16 protein-coding genes and 1 pseudogene are annotated in these 15,255 nt (G+C 48.9%); 8 read left to right on the top strand and 9 right to left on the bottom strand.

What is annotated here, in order from left to right; genetic code table 11:
* The first annotated feature begins 38 nt into the window (after positions 1-38).
* The 4 genes from RGV06_RS03115 to kefC all read left to right on the top strand — a co-directional run bounded on the left by RGV06_RS03115 (position 39) and on the right by kefC (position 4,087).
* The gene (locus RGV06_RS03115) at positions 39-1,163 is read left to right on the top strand and encodes an alkene reductase (protein ID WP_169916609.1); all 1,125 of its coding nucleotides are present in this window, start codon (positions 39-41) and stop codon (positions 1,161-1,163) included.
* Positions 1,164-1,332: 169 nt separating this feature from the next.
* Entirely contained in the window at positions 1,333-1,551 is a 219-nt protein-coding gene (locus RGV06_RS03120; protein ID WP_169916608.1) for a tautomerase family protein, read from the top strand.
* 186 nt (positions 1,552-1,737) lie between these two features.
* The gene (gene kefF / locus RGV06_RS03125; RefSeq protein WP_169916607.1) at positions 1,738-2,259 is read left to right on the top strand and encodes a glutathione-regulated potassium-efflux system oxidoreductase KefF; all 522 of its coding nucleotides are present in this window, start codon (positions 1,738-1,740) and stop codon (positions 2,257-2,259) included.
* A gap of 1 nt (position 2,260) precedes the next feature.
* Positions 2,261-4,087: a glutathione-regulated potassium-efflux system protein KefC gene (kefC, locus tag RGV06_RS03130; protein ID WP_322149348.1), complete on the top strand. Its 1,827-nt coding sequence runs from the start codon at positions 2,261-2,263 to the stop codon at positions 4,085-4,087.
* A gap of 38 nt (positions 4,088-4,125) precedes the next feature.
* On the opposite strand, the gene RGV06_RS03135 is transcribed toward kefC, so the two are convergent.
* The 7 genes from RGV06_RS03135 to RGV06_RS03165 form a co-directional block, all read right to left on the bottom strand.
* Positions 4,126-4,455, bottom strand: a complete 330-nt coding sequence (locus tag RGV06_RS03135) for a thioredoxin family protein (protein ID WP_169916605.1) — start codon at positions 4,453-4,455, stop codon at positions 4,126-4,128.
* Between the two features lie 72 nt (positions 4,456-4,527).
* Positions 4,528-5,223 carry a DsbA family oxidoreductase gene (locus tag RGV06_RS03140; RefSeq protein WP_169916604.1) on the bottom strand — a complete coding sequence of 232 codons (696 nt, stop codon included), beginning with the start codon at positions 5,221-5,223 and terminating at the stop codon, positions 4,528-4,530.
* Positions 5,224-5,283: 60 nt separating this feature from the next.
* A complete protein-coding gene (locus RGV06_RS03145) occupies positions 5,284-5,907 on the bottom strand; it encodes a TetR/AcrR family transcriptional regulator (RefSeq protein WP_169916603.1) in 624 nt (207 codons plus the stop codon).
* A gap of 175 nt (positions 5,908-6,082) precedes the next feature.
* Positions 6,083-6,856, bottom strand: a complete 774-nt coding sequence (locus tag RGV06_RS03150; protein ID WP_169916602.1) for an SDR family NAD(P)-dependent oxidoreductase — start codon at positions 6,854-6,856, stop codon at positions 6,083-6,085.
* Between the two features lie 96 nt (positions 6,857-6,952).
* Positions 6,953-7,507, bottom strand: coding sequence for an OsmC family protein (locus RGV06_RS03155; RefSeq protein WP_169916601.1), 555 nt, complete (start codon positions 7,505-7,507; stop codon positions 6,953-6,955).
* Positions 7,508-7,892: 385 nt separating this feature from the next.
* Positions 7,893-8,456, bottom strand: coding sequence for a TetR/AcrR family transcriptional regulator (locus RGV06_RS03160; RefSeq protein WP_169916600.1), 564 nt, complete (start codon positions 8,454-8,456; stop codon positions 7,893-7,895).
* A 105-nt stretch (positions 8,457-8,561) separates the two neighbouring features.
* Entirely contained in the window at positions 8,562-10,043 is a 1,482-nt protein-coding gene (locus RGV06_RS03165) for an amino acid permease (RefSeq protein ID WP_169916599.1), read from the bottom strand.
* 385 nt (positions 10,044-10,428) lie between these two features.
* Here RGV06_RS03165 and metC point away from each other — a divergent pair, with 385 nt between their 5' ends.
* The 4 genes and pseudogenes from metC (at position 10,429) to RGV06_RS03180 (ending at position 13,023) form a co-directional block, all read left to right on the top strand.
* Positions 10,429-11,604: a cystathionine beta-lyase gene (gene metC, locus RGV06_RS03170; RefSeq protein WP_169916598.1), complete on the top strand. Its 1,176-nt coding sequence runs from the start codon at positions 10,429-10,431 to the stop codon at positions 11,602-11,604.
* 286 nt (positions 11,605-11,890) lie between these two features.
* Positions 11,891-11,989: a hypothetical protein gene (locus RGV06_RS25730; RefSeq protein ID WP_369782749.1), complete on the top strand. Its 99-nt coding sequence runs from the start codon at positions 11,891-11,893 to the stop codon at positions 11,987-11,989.
* A gap of 190 nt (positions 11,990-12,179) precedes the next feature.
* Positions 12,180-12,479, top strand: a pseudogene (locus tag RGV06_RS03175) (IS66 family transposase); the annotation flags it as partial.
* A gap of 61 nt (positions 12,480-12,540) precedes the next feature.
* A complete protein-coding gene (locus RGV06_RS03180) occupies positions 12,541-13,023 on the top strand; it encodes an OsmC family protein (RefSeq protein WP_169916597.1) in 483 nt (160 codons plus the stop codon).
* Between the two features lie 148 nt (positions 13,024-13,171).
* On the opposite strand, the gene RGV06_RS03185 is transcribed toward RGV06_RS03180, so the two are convergent.
* Both RGV06_RS03185 and RGV06_RS03190 read right to left on the bottom strand, forming a co-directional pair.
* Entirely contained in the window at positions 13,172-13,537 is a 366-nt protein-coding gene (locus tag RGV06_RS03185) for a histone-like nucleoid-structuring protein, MvaT/MvaU family (RefSeq protein WP_169916596.1), read from the bottom strand.
* Positions 13,538-13,878: 341 nt separating this feature from the next.
* Positions 13,879-15,045 carry a restriction endonuclease gene (locus tag RGV06_RS03190; RefSeq protein WP_235573534.1) on the bottom strand — a complete coding sequence of 389 codons (1,167 nt, stop codon included), beginning with the start codon at positions 15,043-15,045 and terminating at the stop codon, positions 13,879-13,881.
* Between the last annotated feature and the right edge of the window lie 210 nt (positions 15,046-15,255).

A 15,255-nucleotide genomic window follows, 5' to 3' on the forward strand; every position in this document is an offset into this window, starting at 1 on the left:
ACGCGACCTTGCTCCCTCACACGACGTCGAGAGTAATCATGAATAAGCTGTTCACACCTTACGATCTGGCCGGAACATCTCTGAAGAACCGCGTTGTCATGGCCCCAATGACTCGCACAAGGACGCTGAACAACATTCCAAATGAATCCAACGCGCTGTACTACGCGCAGCGTGCTTCTGCTGGACTGCTGATCACTGAAGGGCTGCCAATTTCCGACGAGGCTCGTGGCTATCTATATACCCCTGGGATTTATGCTAAAGAGCACTTGCCAGGCTGGCGTACAGTCACAGATGCAGTGCATGCCAAAGGGGGGAAGATTTTTGCGCAACTCTGGCACGTTGGCCGCATGTCCCATGTTTCGGTGCACGGCATAATACCAGTCTCCTCGGGTACTATCCCTGCGGTAGATACCACGGTATATGCTTGGATAGAGCCTGAAAAATCTGGCCCGGTTCAACCCTCCGCACCACGCGCATTGACAACTGACGAAGTGAAACGCGTTGTTGCGGATTTCGTGAAATCGGCTCGCATGGCTATTGACGCTGGTTTTGACGGTATCGAAATCATGGCTGCCAATGGCTTCCTGTTCGATCAATTCCTGAGCAGCGCCCTGAATACTCGTACCGACCAGTACGGCGGCTCTATCGCCAATCGCCAGCGTTTCCTGCTTGAAACCATTGACGCAATTGCTGCTGAAATCGGCGGTTCCAAGATAGGTGTACGGTTCTCGCCATTTGGCCGCCTGTATGACTTCGGCGTATACGAGGGCGAAGCAGAAACTTGGATGAGCATGGCTGATGCACTTAATGATCGCGAGCTTGCATTCGTTCACCTGAATTACCAGCCAACCATCCTAGTCGCGCAAACCCCTCCAGGGTTTGGTGCCGCATTCCGCGAAGCTTACAAAGGCACTTTGATGGCAGCCGGCGGCTTCACCAAAGATATTGCTGAGTCTGAACTAGCCAAAGGCGAACTCGACCTGATCGCCTTCGGTACTGCTTACATTGCCAACCCAGATCTGGTGGAGCGTATGCAGAACGGCTGGCCACTATCGGAAGGCGATCGCACAACCTACTACGGTGTCAGTGGTTCGATTGACAAGGGTTATACCGACTATCCGAATTACGGTAACGCGACTCAACCTGCTCCAGCTAAAGCGTAATTGCTTAAAGGCCTAGCCCACATTCATTTCTGCGTGGGCTGTCCTGTCGTAATCCGGAACCTGCCTGTCATGTCTGTTGTATCGACGGGAAAAATCCGTACCCCGAAGGTCGCGAAGATGTGGGCGTCTTCGACACTGACCCTAAGCCCTTGCATAAATGGAGCACACCATGCCGTTAGTCATCATTAAAGGTATCGAAGGCGTTTTCACGGAAGAACAGAAAGCCGAGGCGATTCACAAAGTTACGGAAGCCATGGTTTCAGTCGAAGGTGAAAACATGCGAGCTCTCACTTGGGTTCTTTTCGAAGAAGTAAAAAGCGGTAGTTGGGGAATTGCAGGAGAGCCAATAACCGCAGAAAAGGTGCTCAAGATACAAGCTGGCGAGTAAAGCGCTGCTCTGACAATCAAGCCTTTTCTGGATTTGGTGTATCTCGTTCCTTGGGACTTGGCATCTTCTCCAGGAAGGGCTTTTTCGTTCACAAAAATTAATTGGCCTCAAAGTACTGAATTTAAACCATCCTTTATGAGGGTGGGTTCTATCGCTCATCGACTAACGGACCTCCTGGAGGTCATCTTGATTCTTATCATTTATGCTCATCCCTACCCCGAAAAATCACTTGTTAATCAAGCAATGCTCGAGCGCGTATCAAGCAATCCGGACGTTGTCGTACGCTCCTTGTACGACCTTTATCCGGACTTCAATATCGACGTTGAGGCTGAACAGAGAGCAGTCGATCAAGCTCAACTGCTCGTATTGCAACATCCGATGTATTGGTACAGCTCCCCGCCGCTTTTGAAATTATGGATAGATAAAGTATTCACCCACGGATGGGCATACGGCAAAGGCTCTGTCGGCCTAAAAGATAAGAGTCTGATGTGGGCCGTCACGACGGGTGGCGAGCACGATCATTTCCAAATTGGCGACCATCCAGGTTTTTCGGTGTTGGCTCAACCCCTCCACGCAACAGCAATCTATTGCAACATGCGCTGGCTGAATCCTGTGGTGGTACACGGTGCGTATGCAGATGAACCTGACTTCATACACTCACAAATCGAGCATTATTACTCGCGGTTGGCCTCCTGGAAGGAATATTAAGATGGAGACTCACAGTCTGATTGAGATGCTCATTTACTTGGGCTCTGCTGCATTGATAGTCCCGATAGCCGTTCGATTAGGACTTGGCCCAGTTCTGGGCTATCTATTGGCCGGCTGCCTGATTGGCCCCTGGGGCCTGAAGCTTGTTACGGATGTGGAATCCATTCTGCACTTTGCTGAAATCGGCGTAGTTTTGATGTTGTTTATCATTGGTCTCGAACTTGATCCCAAACGTCTTTGGGCCATGCGCCGAATGGTCTTCGGTGGCGGTGCATTGCAGATGCTGGTCTGCGGCGCTGCAATTGCCGTGTTTTGTGCCGCACTTGGCTTGAACTGGTCAGCAGCACTATTGGTGGGGTTGACGCTAAGTCTATCGTCGACCGCCATCGCCATGCAGGCCATGAACGAGCGAAATATGACACCCACTGCCGTGGGCCGCAGCAGCTTTGCCGTGTTGTTATTCCAGGACATTGCAGCGATTCCGCTGGTCGCGATGATTCCATTGTTAGCGGCAAATGGTGGTACGCCCTCCGGCGCGGAGCTCGCGTTGTCCATTGCAAAAATCGTCGGCGCGATCGGCGCGGTGGTGCTCTTGGGTCAGTACGTCTCACGACCCGTTCTGCGCTTTGTTGCGCGCTCAGGCTTGCGCGAAATCTTCAGTGCCGTGGCGCTCTTCCTAGTGTTTGGATTTGGGTTGTTGCTAGAAGAGGCAGGATTGTCCATGGCTATGGGGGCATTTCTCGCCGGTGTCCTATTAGCAAGCTCAGAGTACCGGCATGCGCTGGAAAGCGACATTGAGCCATTCAAGGGGCTACTGCTTGGTTTATTCTTTATCGGCGTCGGTATGTCGATCGACTTTGGCACGCTGATTGATGCACCACTGAAAGTTTTAACACTGACCTTAGGTTTTATCCTGATCAAGCTGCTGGTGATCAAACTTCTTGGCCGCTTCCTGAACGTTCCTACTCAACAGCGCTCTTGGCAGGCGGTATTTCTCGGTCAGGGCAGTGAGTTCGCCTTTGTGGTATTTGGCGCAGCAACGGTTGCGGGCATCCTGGTCGACCCTTGGGGTAAAAGTCTAACCTTGGCGGTAGCACTTTCCATGTGTGTGACTCCTCTGCTGATTCTAGTGCTCAATCGCTTGGAATCAGCGCGCAAACAGGACAATCAGGAAGCTGACACCATCGACCAACGCAATCCTCGGGTAATCATCGCTGGCTTCGGTAGATTCGGCCAAATTGCAGGCCGTCTATTAATGTCCTGTGGTTTTGAAGTGGTGGTGCTAGATCACGACCCCGATCATATCAAAACGTTACGCAAGTTCGGAGTCAAGGTGTTCTACGGCGACGCGACCCGTCTTGATTTGCTGCACGCCGCTGGTGCAGCTCAAGCAGTGGTTCTGATCAACGCCATCGACAACCAGGAAGACAACTTGGCACTGACACGGCTGGCCCAAGAGCATTTCCCCGCCATGAAACTGGTAGTGCGCGCTCGTGATATGGGACACATCATTACCCTACGCCAAATGGGTATAGAGGAAGCCGAGCGGGAGACTTTTGAAAGCGCTTTGTCCCTTGGACGCAAAGCCTTGGAACAACTTGGTGTTGGGCGCTATGAAGCCCGTGAACGCGCGGATCGCTTCCGCCGATTGAACCAGGAAATGCTTGAAGAAATGGCCCGACAGCCCGAGGAGGACACTGAATTCAAGTACGACGCATACAAGCGGGCAAACGCCCTTCTAACAGAAATATTCAACGAAGACCGAGCTCATACTATCAACAACTGGCCTGATAAAAGTCGCGCCAAGCCGGAAGAGAAAGATAGCTAATCCAAGGCAGAAAAATCTAAAGCCACTTTAAGGTAGCTTTACAAGACGTCCTTTAACTCAGCCAGGATTGCTTTCTTCAACGCGGCAACAGAACGAGAGCCGGCCAAGACTAAGCGCAACCGCCCTTCGTGAAAAATCGCCAAGGATGGCACTGACCGGATCCCATACATTTGGGAAATCGTCGGCGAAACAGCTACATCGATCCTTGCAAAGGATGCGCGAGAATGCATCTTGTCTGCAAGGTCGTGAAAGACCGGCTTCATCTCTTGGCATGGTTTGCACCAAGACGCCGAAAACAGCACGACACTGTTCCCCTTTGCAACGAATCGAGTGAACTGTTCGGCTTTCAAGTCTACGATACGGTTCATTTTCACCTCACCCACGATGCAATTTCAGACACAGAAATTGCAGCACCATCAGGTGCCGCAATCTCTCTAACATCAATTACAACCATCAAGACCGCAGACTTGGCCATTAAACGACTCATCCTCACCCTTTGATTCCAAATACATTTGGTTCAGTGCTTGAAGAAAAGCTTCTTGAGACTGAGCACCCGAAACAGAGAACGAATTATTGAAAACAAAAAAAGGAACGCCTGACCCAAATTGAGCCGCCGCGCGCTCGTCGCTCTGCATCTGAAGGCGCAGATCAGGGGATGACCACGCGAGTCGAATCGACTCATCAGATACCCCAACAGACTTTGCTATCGCCTCTAGACTTGTTCTGTCAAACAGCGATTTACCTTGGGTGGTACTTTGCTCATAGAGCGCTTCCATAAGGTTTTTCTTCACGACTTCATCTTCGACTGCTTTGACTAATACGTGAGCATCCGCTGTATCACCAAACATCATGGTTTCAAAATGGTAATCAAGCCCCGTAGATGCGCCATATTGCTTAACTGTATTCATCATGGTTACAGCAGCGGCTGGACTACCCAACTTACGCTTGAGGGCTCCGACCATAGGTTCAGCAACATGGTTCGGGGCAAGACGGTAAGCTCTGACGTTAACTTGAACGCTGTCCTTGTGAGGAAAGCTTTCAAGCGCTTTCTCAAAACGACGCTTAGCGACCCAGCACCAAGGACAGACATAATCAGACCAAATATCAACTACGAATTTCTTCGGAATACCGCTCATAAATCTCTCTCTAGTGAAGGGAATAAAGGCGTCGCTATTAAGGAAAACTAAAAGCGACTATTAACAACTCGGCTGCTTGCTTTTGGTGTGTCTGATCTGACGAGCAGGCATCACGACTGATTGCTCCAGGGATTCGAGTATGTAGTCGAATCCTGCTAAGGGATCAGCTGATCTACCTAATGTCCAATCAATAAGGCACTCCCCCTCTAACACACTCAAGAGCATGAATGCATAGGATTTAGCTGGCTTGGAAAGTATCCATCCTTTCTGAATGGCTACCTCGCTAATGGTTCTCTGTAGCCAGTCAAGTTGTGTCTCAAAAAAAACTCGAGTCAGCACTTGAAGTGATAAGGGTAGCGCTGCCATTTCTGCCGCCAGTGCACCACACAACGGTAGAAGCCCTTCATTCCCACTATCGACGAATAGACGGGAGAAGGCTCGAAGCCGCAACATAGAGTCTTCATCAGCGTCTTCAATTGACAGAATAGTCGCATCAAAGCGAATGATAGAGTCTTTAATCAACTCTTGACCAAGACACTCTTTGGTCGGAAAGTGGTGATGAATGCTGGCTTTTCTAATGCCAATCGTCGTGGCTAGATCTGCATAGCTAAATGCTGAGTAGCCCTTAGACCTCATCTGATTTTCCGCGACTTTTAACAGCGCTGCTCTTGTCGAACCTGACATTGAAAAACTCCTGCGCCCAGAACTAAGCCGCCCTACACCAAAAGCTGGTAGTTGAAGCCAGCTGGGCCAGTCAGATAGCCGTGAATAATCACTCGAGCCATTACACCTCCCAGCACTCTTGGTGATGGAATGGGAGTCGATTTTGGCAGCTCCCATCAGACAGCGTTAGCTGAAATCAGGCACGAACGGCCATGATTCCCGCATCCACGTCCCAGATAGCACCGGTCACCCAGGATGTCTTATCCGACAACAGGAACACGATAGTGTTGGCCACATCTTCCGGAACGCCAACTCGGCCCAGTGGGTGAAAATCGTTCAGAGACTTCATCGCTTCTGGGATTGCCTCTTTGTCCATGAAGCCCTCATAGATAGATGTGTGAACAATTCCTGGAGAGACGGCGTTTACGCGGATGCCCGAGTGAGCCAATTCAATCGCAAGGTTGCGGGTCAGCGCATGCAGACCTGCTTTAGCCATGGAATAGGCAGAGGACGGCGAACCTGCCAAAGCAGCCTGTGCGCCGATGGAGCCAACGTTGACAATTGACCCTTCCCGCTTGGCGGCGAGCATGTTCTTGACCACCGCTTGGGTGATGAAGAACGTTGCACGATTAATAGACAGGTACATATCGTACTCAGCCTCGTCGTGCTCAGTGAAAGCTTTGGGAATGAAAATACCAGCGGAGTTAACCATCAGGCTGATATCGCTATGATTTGTGTTGATTTCGTTACGAACGAAATTCATACCCTCTTCTGTCATGAGGTTTGCGACTATCACTGAAACCGGGCCAAGCGGGCTCAATTCGCTACGGACGGCGTCTGCCTTGTCTTGCTTGCTACCCGTCAGCACCACGCTGCCACCCGCTTTCAGCACCATACGAGCAGTTTCCAAGCCCATTCCGCTGGTACCACCGACGACAAGCAGTTTCTTACCTTTGAAAAAATCGTTCATTTCATGCTCCCGGTAACTAGATTACGAAAACCGTAGCGCCAGAGAAAACTCCTCAACTGGCGCTTTTAGGGTTCAGCAGGTGTCAAACCCTAAAAATCAGTCTTCTAGAACTTCGAGCGTTGGCACCATACGAATGGCTTTAGAAAAGTTGGCATAGTTGACCGATGTCTTGATCACATTCTTATGCAGCTCTTCCACACGCTCACGGGATGCGTCGGTGTGCAAACGAATTACAACACTTACTTCGTCGTAGCCTGGGTTAACGTTCTCGTCCAAACCCAGAAAACCACGTAGATCGAGGGTACCGTCAGTCTCAATTTCCAGACTGTGGATCTTGATACCCATCATTGCAGCGTTGGCCGCGTAGCCTACTGACATACAGGCATTGAGGGCCGCCATCAGCAGTTCCTGAGGGTTCGGCGCAGTATTCTGGCCAAGCAACTCATTTGGCTCATCGGCGACGATTTCGAAATCACGTGAATAGGTCTCACCGGCGAGGCTGTAGCGGCTGACTTTTGCCACAGAGCGTGTTTGGCCTTTCCACTGAGTCTTGACGTTAAAGCTGGCGTGCCGCTTGGAAGCATCCTCAGCAACGCCTTGGGCAAACTGCTGCAGTGCGGCTACATCAATACCATTCAGATTATTTGTCATTTGGTAAATCCTCTGTGGAGCGCATTGTTTCGTGTGGGTTTGTTTGCGACAAAACAATCCTACCAACTGGTAGGTTGGCTTGCAACAGAGTTTTTGGAAAAATAATCCCTGCGCTAGAGATCTTGATGACACCAATGCCTCCAAAGCCCTATGAAACAAGGCGCGCATCGATACGCTACCTGTCAGAACAGACAGGCAGATACGGAGCTTCACCAGGCTAAAACGCCATGAGCTTTGTATTCGAGCGGGAAGATTCAACCTATGCAGAGAAAATCTACAGAGTATCGGAGACGTTACGAGATGGGGCCCATCTAAAAGATGGGCAAAAACAATGACTTAAGAAGAAATCCGGAAAGGGATCATCAAATCGTATTCTAGATAGAAATTACGAAACGATAATTTTCTGCAAAATAAAATCAAACCCAGATTGGTCGACAACCTTATCGTTGAACGCCCAAGAAACGAAGCTACTACCTTCAAGCAAGCTCAAAATAGCACGTGAAATTTCTTTAGGATTAAGGTCTGCCTTTATAACGCTCTCACCCTGCCCCTTCGCAATATTTTCCTCCAACCATGAGATATGTATTTCGAAAAACTTTCTAGTCAGTTCTTTGAGACTATCAGGCAAAGCAGACAGCTCAGCTGCAAGTGCACCGCACAGAGGTAGCATCCCATTTTTCGAGCTATCAACAAACAGAGATGAAAATGCTTTCAACCGGATGATGGTATCGGAACTCTCCTCGTTAATCAGATCTAAATTTTTAGTAAATCTAAAAAGATAGCTCTCAATAACTGCAATACCCAACCCTTCTTTTGTAGGAAAGTGATGATGGATACTGGCTTTTTTAATACCAATTTCTTGAGCTAAATCAGCATAGCTAAATGCAGAGTAGCCTTTGGTACGTAGCAATAATTCGGCAGCAGTTAAAAGGTCTGAACGCGTGCTCATAAGCTTACCTAAATGTTTGATACAGGCATATTAGCCGTCTTAGCACTATGGTTCAACTCAAAGCGATGAGAGAACGCCGCGAGACGTGCTCTCATCGCTAATAAGCTAGGCCCCTACGTGACTAGGTGTACCCGCTCCTTCTAAGTCCTTTTCTTTTGAGCGAACTGCCCTCGACCAACCAAGCATCAATGCTCCTGCGACTAAAGGTATAGAGAGGACAGTATAAGTACCATTTGGATAGTCGAGCGCCAAGAGAACCAATACTACGAGTAAAAAACCGAGCGTCAGCCATGAAGTAAACGGCGCTCCAGGCATTTTGAATGAGACCATTTCCACCTCGCCCCTCTTCACTGCACGGCGATACATAATTTGAGAAAGAACTATGAAGGCCCACGTAGAAAGTATCCCCAGAGAGACCAAATTCAGTAAAAGCTCAAACAATTGAGAGGGAATGAGGAAATTCAAAATAACACCAAATACGTTAATGCCCATGGTAACCAAAATCCCCATATAGGGCACACCTTGAGTACTCATGCGCTTAAACATTTTGGGTGCAGATCCGCCCATAGCAAGTGATCTCAACACACGACCCGTAGCATACAATCCTGAATTGAGACTAGAAAGTGCTGCCGTCATTACAACAATGTTCATGACGGAACCAATTCCTGGGATACCAAGTGCCTCAAAAAACGTGACAAACGGGCTAACATTTGCACTGTAGGCAGTCCAAGGTAATACCGTAACAAGCAAGAATACGGAACCAACATAAAAAAGGCTAATCCTCCAAATCACACCATTAATTGCTTTTGGAATCACTTTTCTTGGATCTGCCGTTTCTCCAGCTGCTGTTCCGACCAACTCTATGCTTGCATAAGCAAAAATGACACCTTGCACGATGATAATCGCTGGTAATATTCCATGAGGAAAGACCCCACCGTTATCTGTTATCAAATGAAAGCCTGGGATATGACCAGCCACTTCATGACCCGTTGCAAAAAAATACGATCCAACTATCAAAAATATGCTAATTGCAGCTACTTTTATCACAGCAAACCAAAATTCCATTTCACCAAACCATTTGACACCAACCATATTCATTAGCGTCACTACGCCTAAAGCACTCAATGCAAATAGCCACTGAGGTACATCCGAGAACACACTCCAGTATTTCATGTATATAGCAATAGCAGTAATATCAACCACACCAGTTAATGCCCATACAACAAAATACATCCAACCCGCAACGAAGGATGCACGTTCCCCCATAAACTCTCTGGTATAGGACACAAAACTTCCACTACTTGGGCGATGCATAACCAGTTCGCCAAGGGCCCTTAGTATAAAGAACGCAAATATGCCACAAATTAGATACACAACTGCAAGTGCTGGCCCCGCAATTTGCAACCTAGCACCAGCACCTAAGAACAAGCCAGTTCCGATCGCACCTCCCAAGGCCATCATTTGCACATGCCGTTTTTTTAAATGCTTCGAATACCCACTATCTTGAGAATCGAGCCAGTTCGATGCATCATTTTTTTTGTCACTGCACTGAGTTGCTGTTAGGGATTCTATTTTTTGTTTTTTCATACTTCACCCAAGCGATTTATCTGCAGTTTTTATTATCCATAGCAATTCTTAACTTCTAATCCTTTTACCAACGAGATACGGAAATCGGCGTGTACTTGCGTAGCAGCAATAGCACGAAGCCATCCACTCCCAATTCAAAATCCTACACCGAGCGTCGATGCGATACCGACCAGATAGTAGAGTTTTGAGTCGCAAAAAATCTACCATCCACATGGTTGGCGTGTAAACTCTATTTTTTAAAATATCCTAAGACCATGTTCTATATGACATTTATTTATAGGCCAACCTAGTAGTAGACATTTAATAAAAATAGCTTTTTAATCCTAACCCTGCGTCACTTCTGTCCGCACCAAGCCACCAACCGCTGCAGGAATTGGATGCCCGTATGAAAAAATATAAAAACGTTCAAACCTTACTCGCCCACGCGTCTATCGAGCCTGAGCAGCATCATGGATTCGTAAATGTGCCGGTTTACCGAGGCTCAACCGTGGCTTTCCCTTCGAGCGCATCTATGCGCGAGGGGCGCCAAAAATACATCTACGGCCGATGGAACAACCCCTCCACGGAGGCACTTACTCAGGCCCTTAAGCAGTTAGAGCATGCTGAAGGCACAGTGCTTTGCCCATCAGGGCTATCTGCCTGTACGACTGCCATACTGTCGGCAGTTGGAGCAGGGGATCACCTGCTAATCGCCGACAACGTATATGCACCAATTAGAGCCTTTTGTGAACAAGTGGGTAATCGCCTTGGAATAGAGGTATCGTTTTACGATCCTACAATAGGTGCCGGTGTAGTAGATTTTTTTAAGCCAAATACAAAAGCCATCTATACGGAATCCCCAGGCTCATTGACTCTAGAAATACAGGACATACCAGCCATCGCTAAGGTTGCCCATGAGCATAATATTTTGGTCATTGCTGACAACACGTGGGGAACTCCCCTTTACTTTCCATCGCTCGAACTAGGTGTCGATCTTTCCATCATGGCCGCCACCAAATATATCGTCGGCCACTCTGATGCCGTTCTCGGTACTGTATCAGCCTCCAAGCGTGCATGGGAAAGCCTCAAAAAATTCCACTTCAACATGGGATTGTTTGTTAGCCCTGATGATGTAACCTTGGCACTTCGGGGAATGAGAACGTTAGATATTAGGCTTGAACGCCACTATAAAAATGCGACAACAGTAGCCAAATGGTTGGAAACACGCGATGAAGTTGAAGTAGTCTATTATCCAGCATTAGAGTCTCATCCTCAGCATCAATTATGGAAAAGAGACTTTAGAGGAGCCTCGGGCTTGCTGTCCTTCGTGACCAAACCTTCTTCACAAGCTGCGGCAGACGCGTTATTGGATAGCTTATCGTTATTTTCAATTGGCTACTCTTGGGGTGGATTTGAAAGTTTGGCTATGATTGCAGATCCCAAAGCCATCCGAAGTGCGACATCCTGGGAGATTGATGGGCACCTTGTACGACTTCATATCGGCCTTGAAGATCCATTTGACCTGATCGAAGATCTCGAAAAAGGTTTTGAAGAATTTAATTCTCTACGCAACAAACCATAATCCACTAATTGCTAGGTTAACCCTTTACAGGGTTTTCCTAGTTTGCCGGATGCAAAATTTCAGTCTTTGAAATTAGTCTTTGTCGCTGCCTGTCAACCCAAGTGGCGTAAGCCTCCGGCCAACTCACCTTCCTGACCACGACGCCAAAGGCGATGGCGCCCAACTAATTTTAGTGGACACCATTTCTAGTCTTTTAAGCTGGTCTTTCATGCAGCCACAACGCCTTTAGTACTTCAAATCCTTCAAAGCCGGATTCATTCAAGAGAGCTCCGAACCTGGCGCCTCGATTGCCATCGTCGCGCTGGGCCACAATCTCAACGCAAATCTCGTCCATAATTGGATTCGGCTGCAATCGCAAAAACCATTGCCCTGCAGCCTGCCTTGATTCCCCTGAAATTACCGTCGTCGAAGTCACGAACGGATATTACTGGAGCAACCATCTGCTTCGAAATCCCATATCCACGCGGTGCCTTCAAAATTAACTGATCAACCGAAAGCGCGGCGGCCTATGCGACCTTTCTGCGAGACTTGTAGAGATGATCCCCGACGCCATAAGGCTCGCCACCGAGCCTATCAGCAGAGCCTTGGATTACAGCCTGAAGCGCTGGACAACGCTGTAGCCCTACCTCAATGACGGGGCCGTACACATTGACAATAATTGGGCCGAGAACCAGATTCGACCGTGGGCCTTGAGTCGTCAATACTGGCTCTTCGCAGGGTCACTACGCAGCGGCAAACGGGCGGCGGTGATCATATGCCTGATCCAGTCGGAGCGACTCCACGAGCATGATCCGTATGCTTATTTGAAGGACGTCCTCACTCGCCTGCCTACGCAACGGGTCAGTGAGATTATGGAACTGCTACCTCGTCGCTAGGTGCTTGCTCAATGAGTCCGTTTTTTAATGGACTTTTCGAAAACTATCCCAGGAGGGAGCAATGGTAGATAAAGCGCACGAGTACGAAGTCCAGGTAACTTGGGCCGGCAACAACGGGACAGGAACGTCATCTTATCGGGGTTACAGCCGGGCGCACTTAATCGCAGTTAACGGCAAAACTCCAATCGAGGGCTCATCCGATCCCAGTTTTCGAGGAGACCCTACGCGCTGGAATCCCGAGGAATTGCTCTTGGCATCCTTATCTGCGTGCCACAAGCTTTGGTACCTTGGCCTTTGCGCTGAGGCCGGGGTCGTTGTAGTGGCCTACGAGGACAACGCTCAAGGAACAATGGTCGAGGAGAGCAACGGCGCTGGTCAGTTCACCTCAGTTATTTTGAGGCCCAAAGTGATCCTGGCATCGGGGTCTGAGATCGAAAAAGCTCAGATGCTGCACAAAATAGCTCATGAAAAATGCTTCATTGCTCGTTCGGTAAACTTTCCAGTCAGCCACGCTCCCGAAATATCGATAAGGCCAGCCACTTAGTTAACCAGAGATGGTGTCCGCATAGTCGAGCACCATCTCATAGTCTACGTAACTGCTTAGAGGAAATTGCCGGACGCTTACGACTCGGATTCTTAGCTCTACACTGCAAAAAAGGCCCTTAAAGGGCCCTTTTGCACTCAAACCAGAATCACTTGGCTAACCAAGACTCAACGGTGTCCGAGCCGTACTCTGCTTTCCATTCCTTCAACCCTTTGTGATTCCCACCTTTGGTTTCGATGACTTCACCAGTGTGAGGGTTTTTGTAGACCTTAACCTGACGAGGCTTACGAGAGCCGGATTTAGATTCGGCTACTGGAGCGCTACGGCCAGCCTGAGGATCCAGCAAGTTGATTACGTTAGACAAGCTGTAACCGTACTCAGCAAGCAGAGCGCGCAGCTTCGTTTCGAACTCTATTTCCTTTTTGAGGCCTGCATCCCCTTTCAGGGTTTCTAGGGCTTGTAGTTGCTCGGCTAGGTGTTTTTCGAGCTGGCGAAATTCGGCGAGTTTTGACATGCTTAGTCTCTACGTAGTTAGTCCCCTAACAATACACCAAACTCTAGAGTTAACCGTAAATCGTTTAGTTATAAGATTCATGAATGAGCGATCACAAAGACCCGCACTGAGGAGTCTAGGTTCGCAACTTTAATTTATTCGTGTCCTGTCAAAAGCGAAGTATTGAGACCAACCTTTTGAGGCATGGCGGTGTCTACGGAACCTGGCGCGATTCACCGGGTGGCGTGATCTAACTCCGCTAACCAGTCACGAAAATGCGTTCGTGACTGATCGTTCTAGGTAAACATAAGGACTTAGAACATGGGATCTACTGCTCATCTGCAATCACGGATACGCCTAGCTTAAGCACTTTCTTCCTCAGCCTGGAAGACCTCGATAAGTTTTTGATTGTAGTCATCCAGATAACTCTGAAGCCCATCTCGGTCGACCAACCGTACACCGGCTGCGCTTGCCAACTCCTTCGCTGACTTCGTGTAGTAGGAGTTGGTAACTACCATAGCCTCGTCACACCCGTAGAAGGCTTTAGCAGAAATGGCCTGCTGCACAGCCGCATTGCCTACAGAGCCAGAGTAATTCTTAGCTTGAATGACCATGTTTTTACCGAACCTAGTAACGAAAAGGTCTGCGCCCTGATCAGCAGTCTTCTTGGTCTCTTTAACGTCATAGCCAATGGTTTGAAAGATCTCGACCAGGAAGGCTTCGAACTGAAAACCGTCCATCGCATCCACCAGGTACATAGTGATGAACTGGTTCGGATTGAAATGCTCGAGCTGTGATCCCAGCCGCTCAACGAGGATATCGAAATAAATCTCCTCGCACAGGCTCAAGCCATTCCGAAAAGACTGTAGCGGAAGCAGCGGTACGCCAGATGTGGAGGCTGCTTGGGGATTGAATTGGACATTGGGAAATGGAACGTCATTTTCCCAGAGGTGGTAGTAGAACAAGGCCAGGTCAGACCTGAACGTTGTCCCGGCCTCTTCAATCCAGGAACGTAAGGTGTCGGCAAGATCAGCTCGGATGTGGCGGGTCAACTCTCTCGAGAAGCCCAGGTAGGCAGAGTTGAATGCTGTGGTTTGCAGCAGCTTGTCCAAAAGAGATGGAAGCCCTTCAAGCTCGTCAAAACCTTTGCGAATCAAGACCTCCCTGAATAGCTCTCTCTCGCTGTACACACCATCCAAACGTGGGCCGGGCACGCCTGCGTCATCGCTGCTACCTGCGCTTTCGCGAGTCGTGTGAATGAAGTTCGTAAAGTATGGCTGCTTCAGCTCCGCGTATTTTCTCAATACGTTGTTCAGAAGATCGTTCAGTTGGGCTTGCTCTTTCTTCTTACCGAAGAAATCTTGAATCAAGCCTTTGGATCTGTATTGAAAGTCGGGATAAAACGAAGGATCCAGTGGAGTGAGGTGCCGCAACGTGAGCTCTGATGACGGCGAAACTTGGGAGCTCATGCACCACGGGCATGCTGTCTCGAAGGTAGTCCTGTTGCATCCGTTGCATTGGTAAATCATCGTTTCCGTTCCTTCCCAAGTCATCGCGCGCCTTCACGCACATCATGCTAGCGACCATAGCTCAGTGCCATCACTCAGTCCACGAGCTTGTTTCCACTGCACGCAGACGCACCAATGATGGCGAAATACCACCACGGCGATTGGAGTGCCGGGCCGGCTAAGCTAGAGTTCCAGCATCTATCAGCCGGACGCTCCGTTGTTGAGCAGTCA

The sequence above is a fragment of the Pseudomonas sp. CCI3.1 genome, from assembly GCF_034313985.1.
GTDB classification, from domain to species: Bacteria; Pseudomonadota; Gammaproteobacteria; order Pseudomonadales; family Pseudomonadaceae; genus Aquipseudomonas; species Aquipseudomonas psychrophila.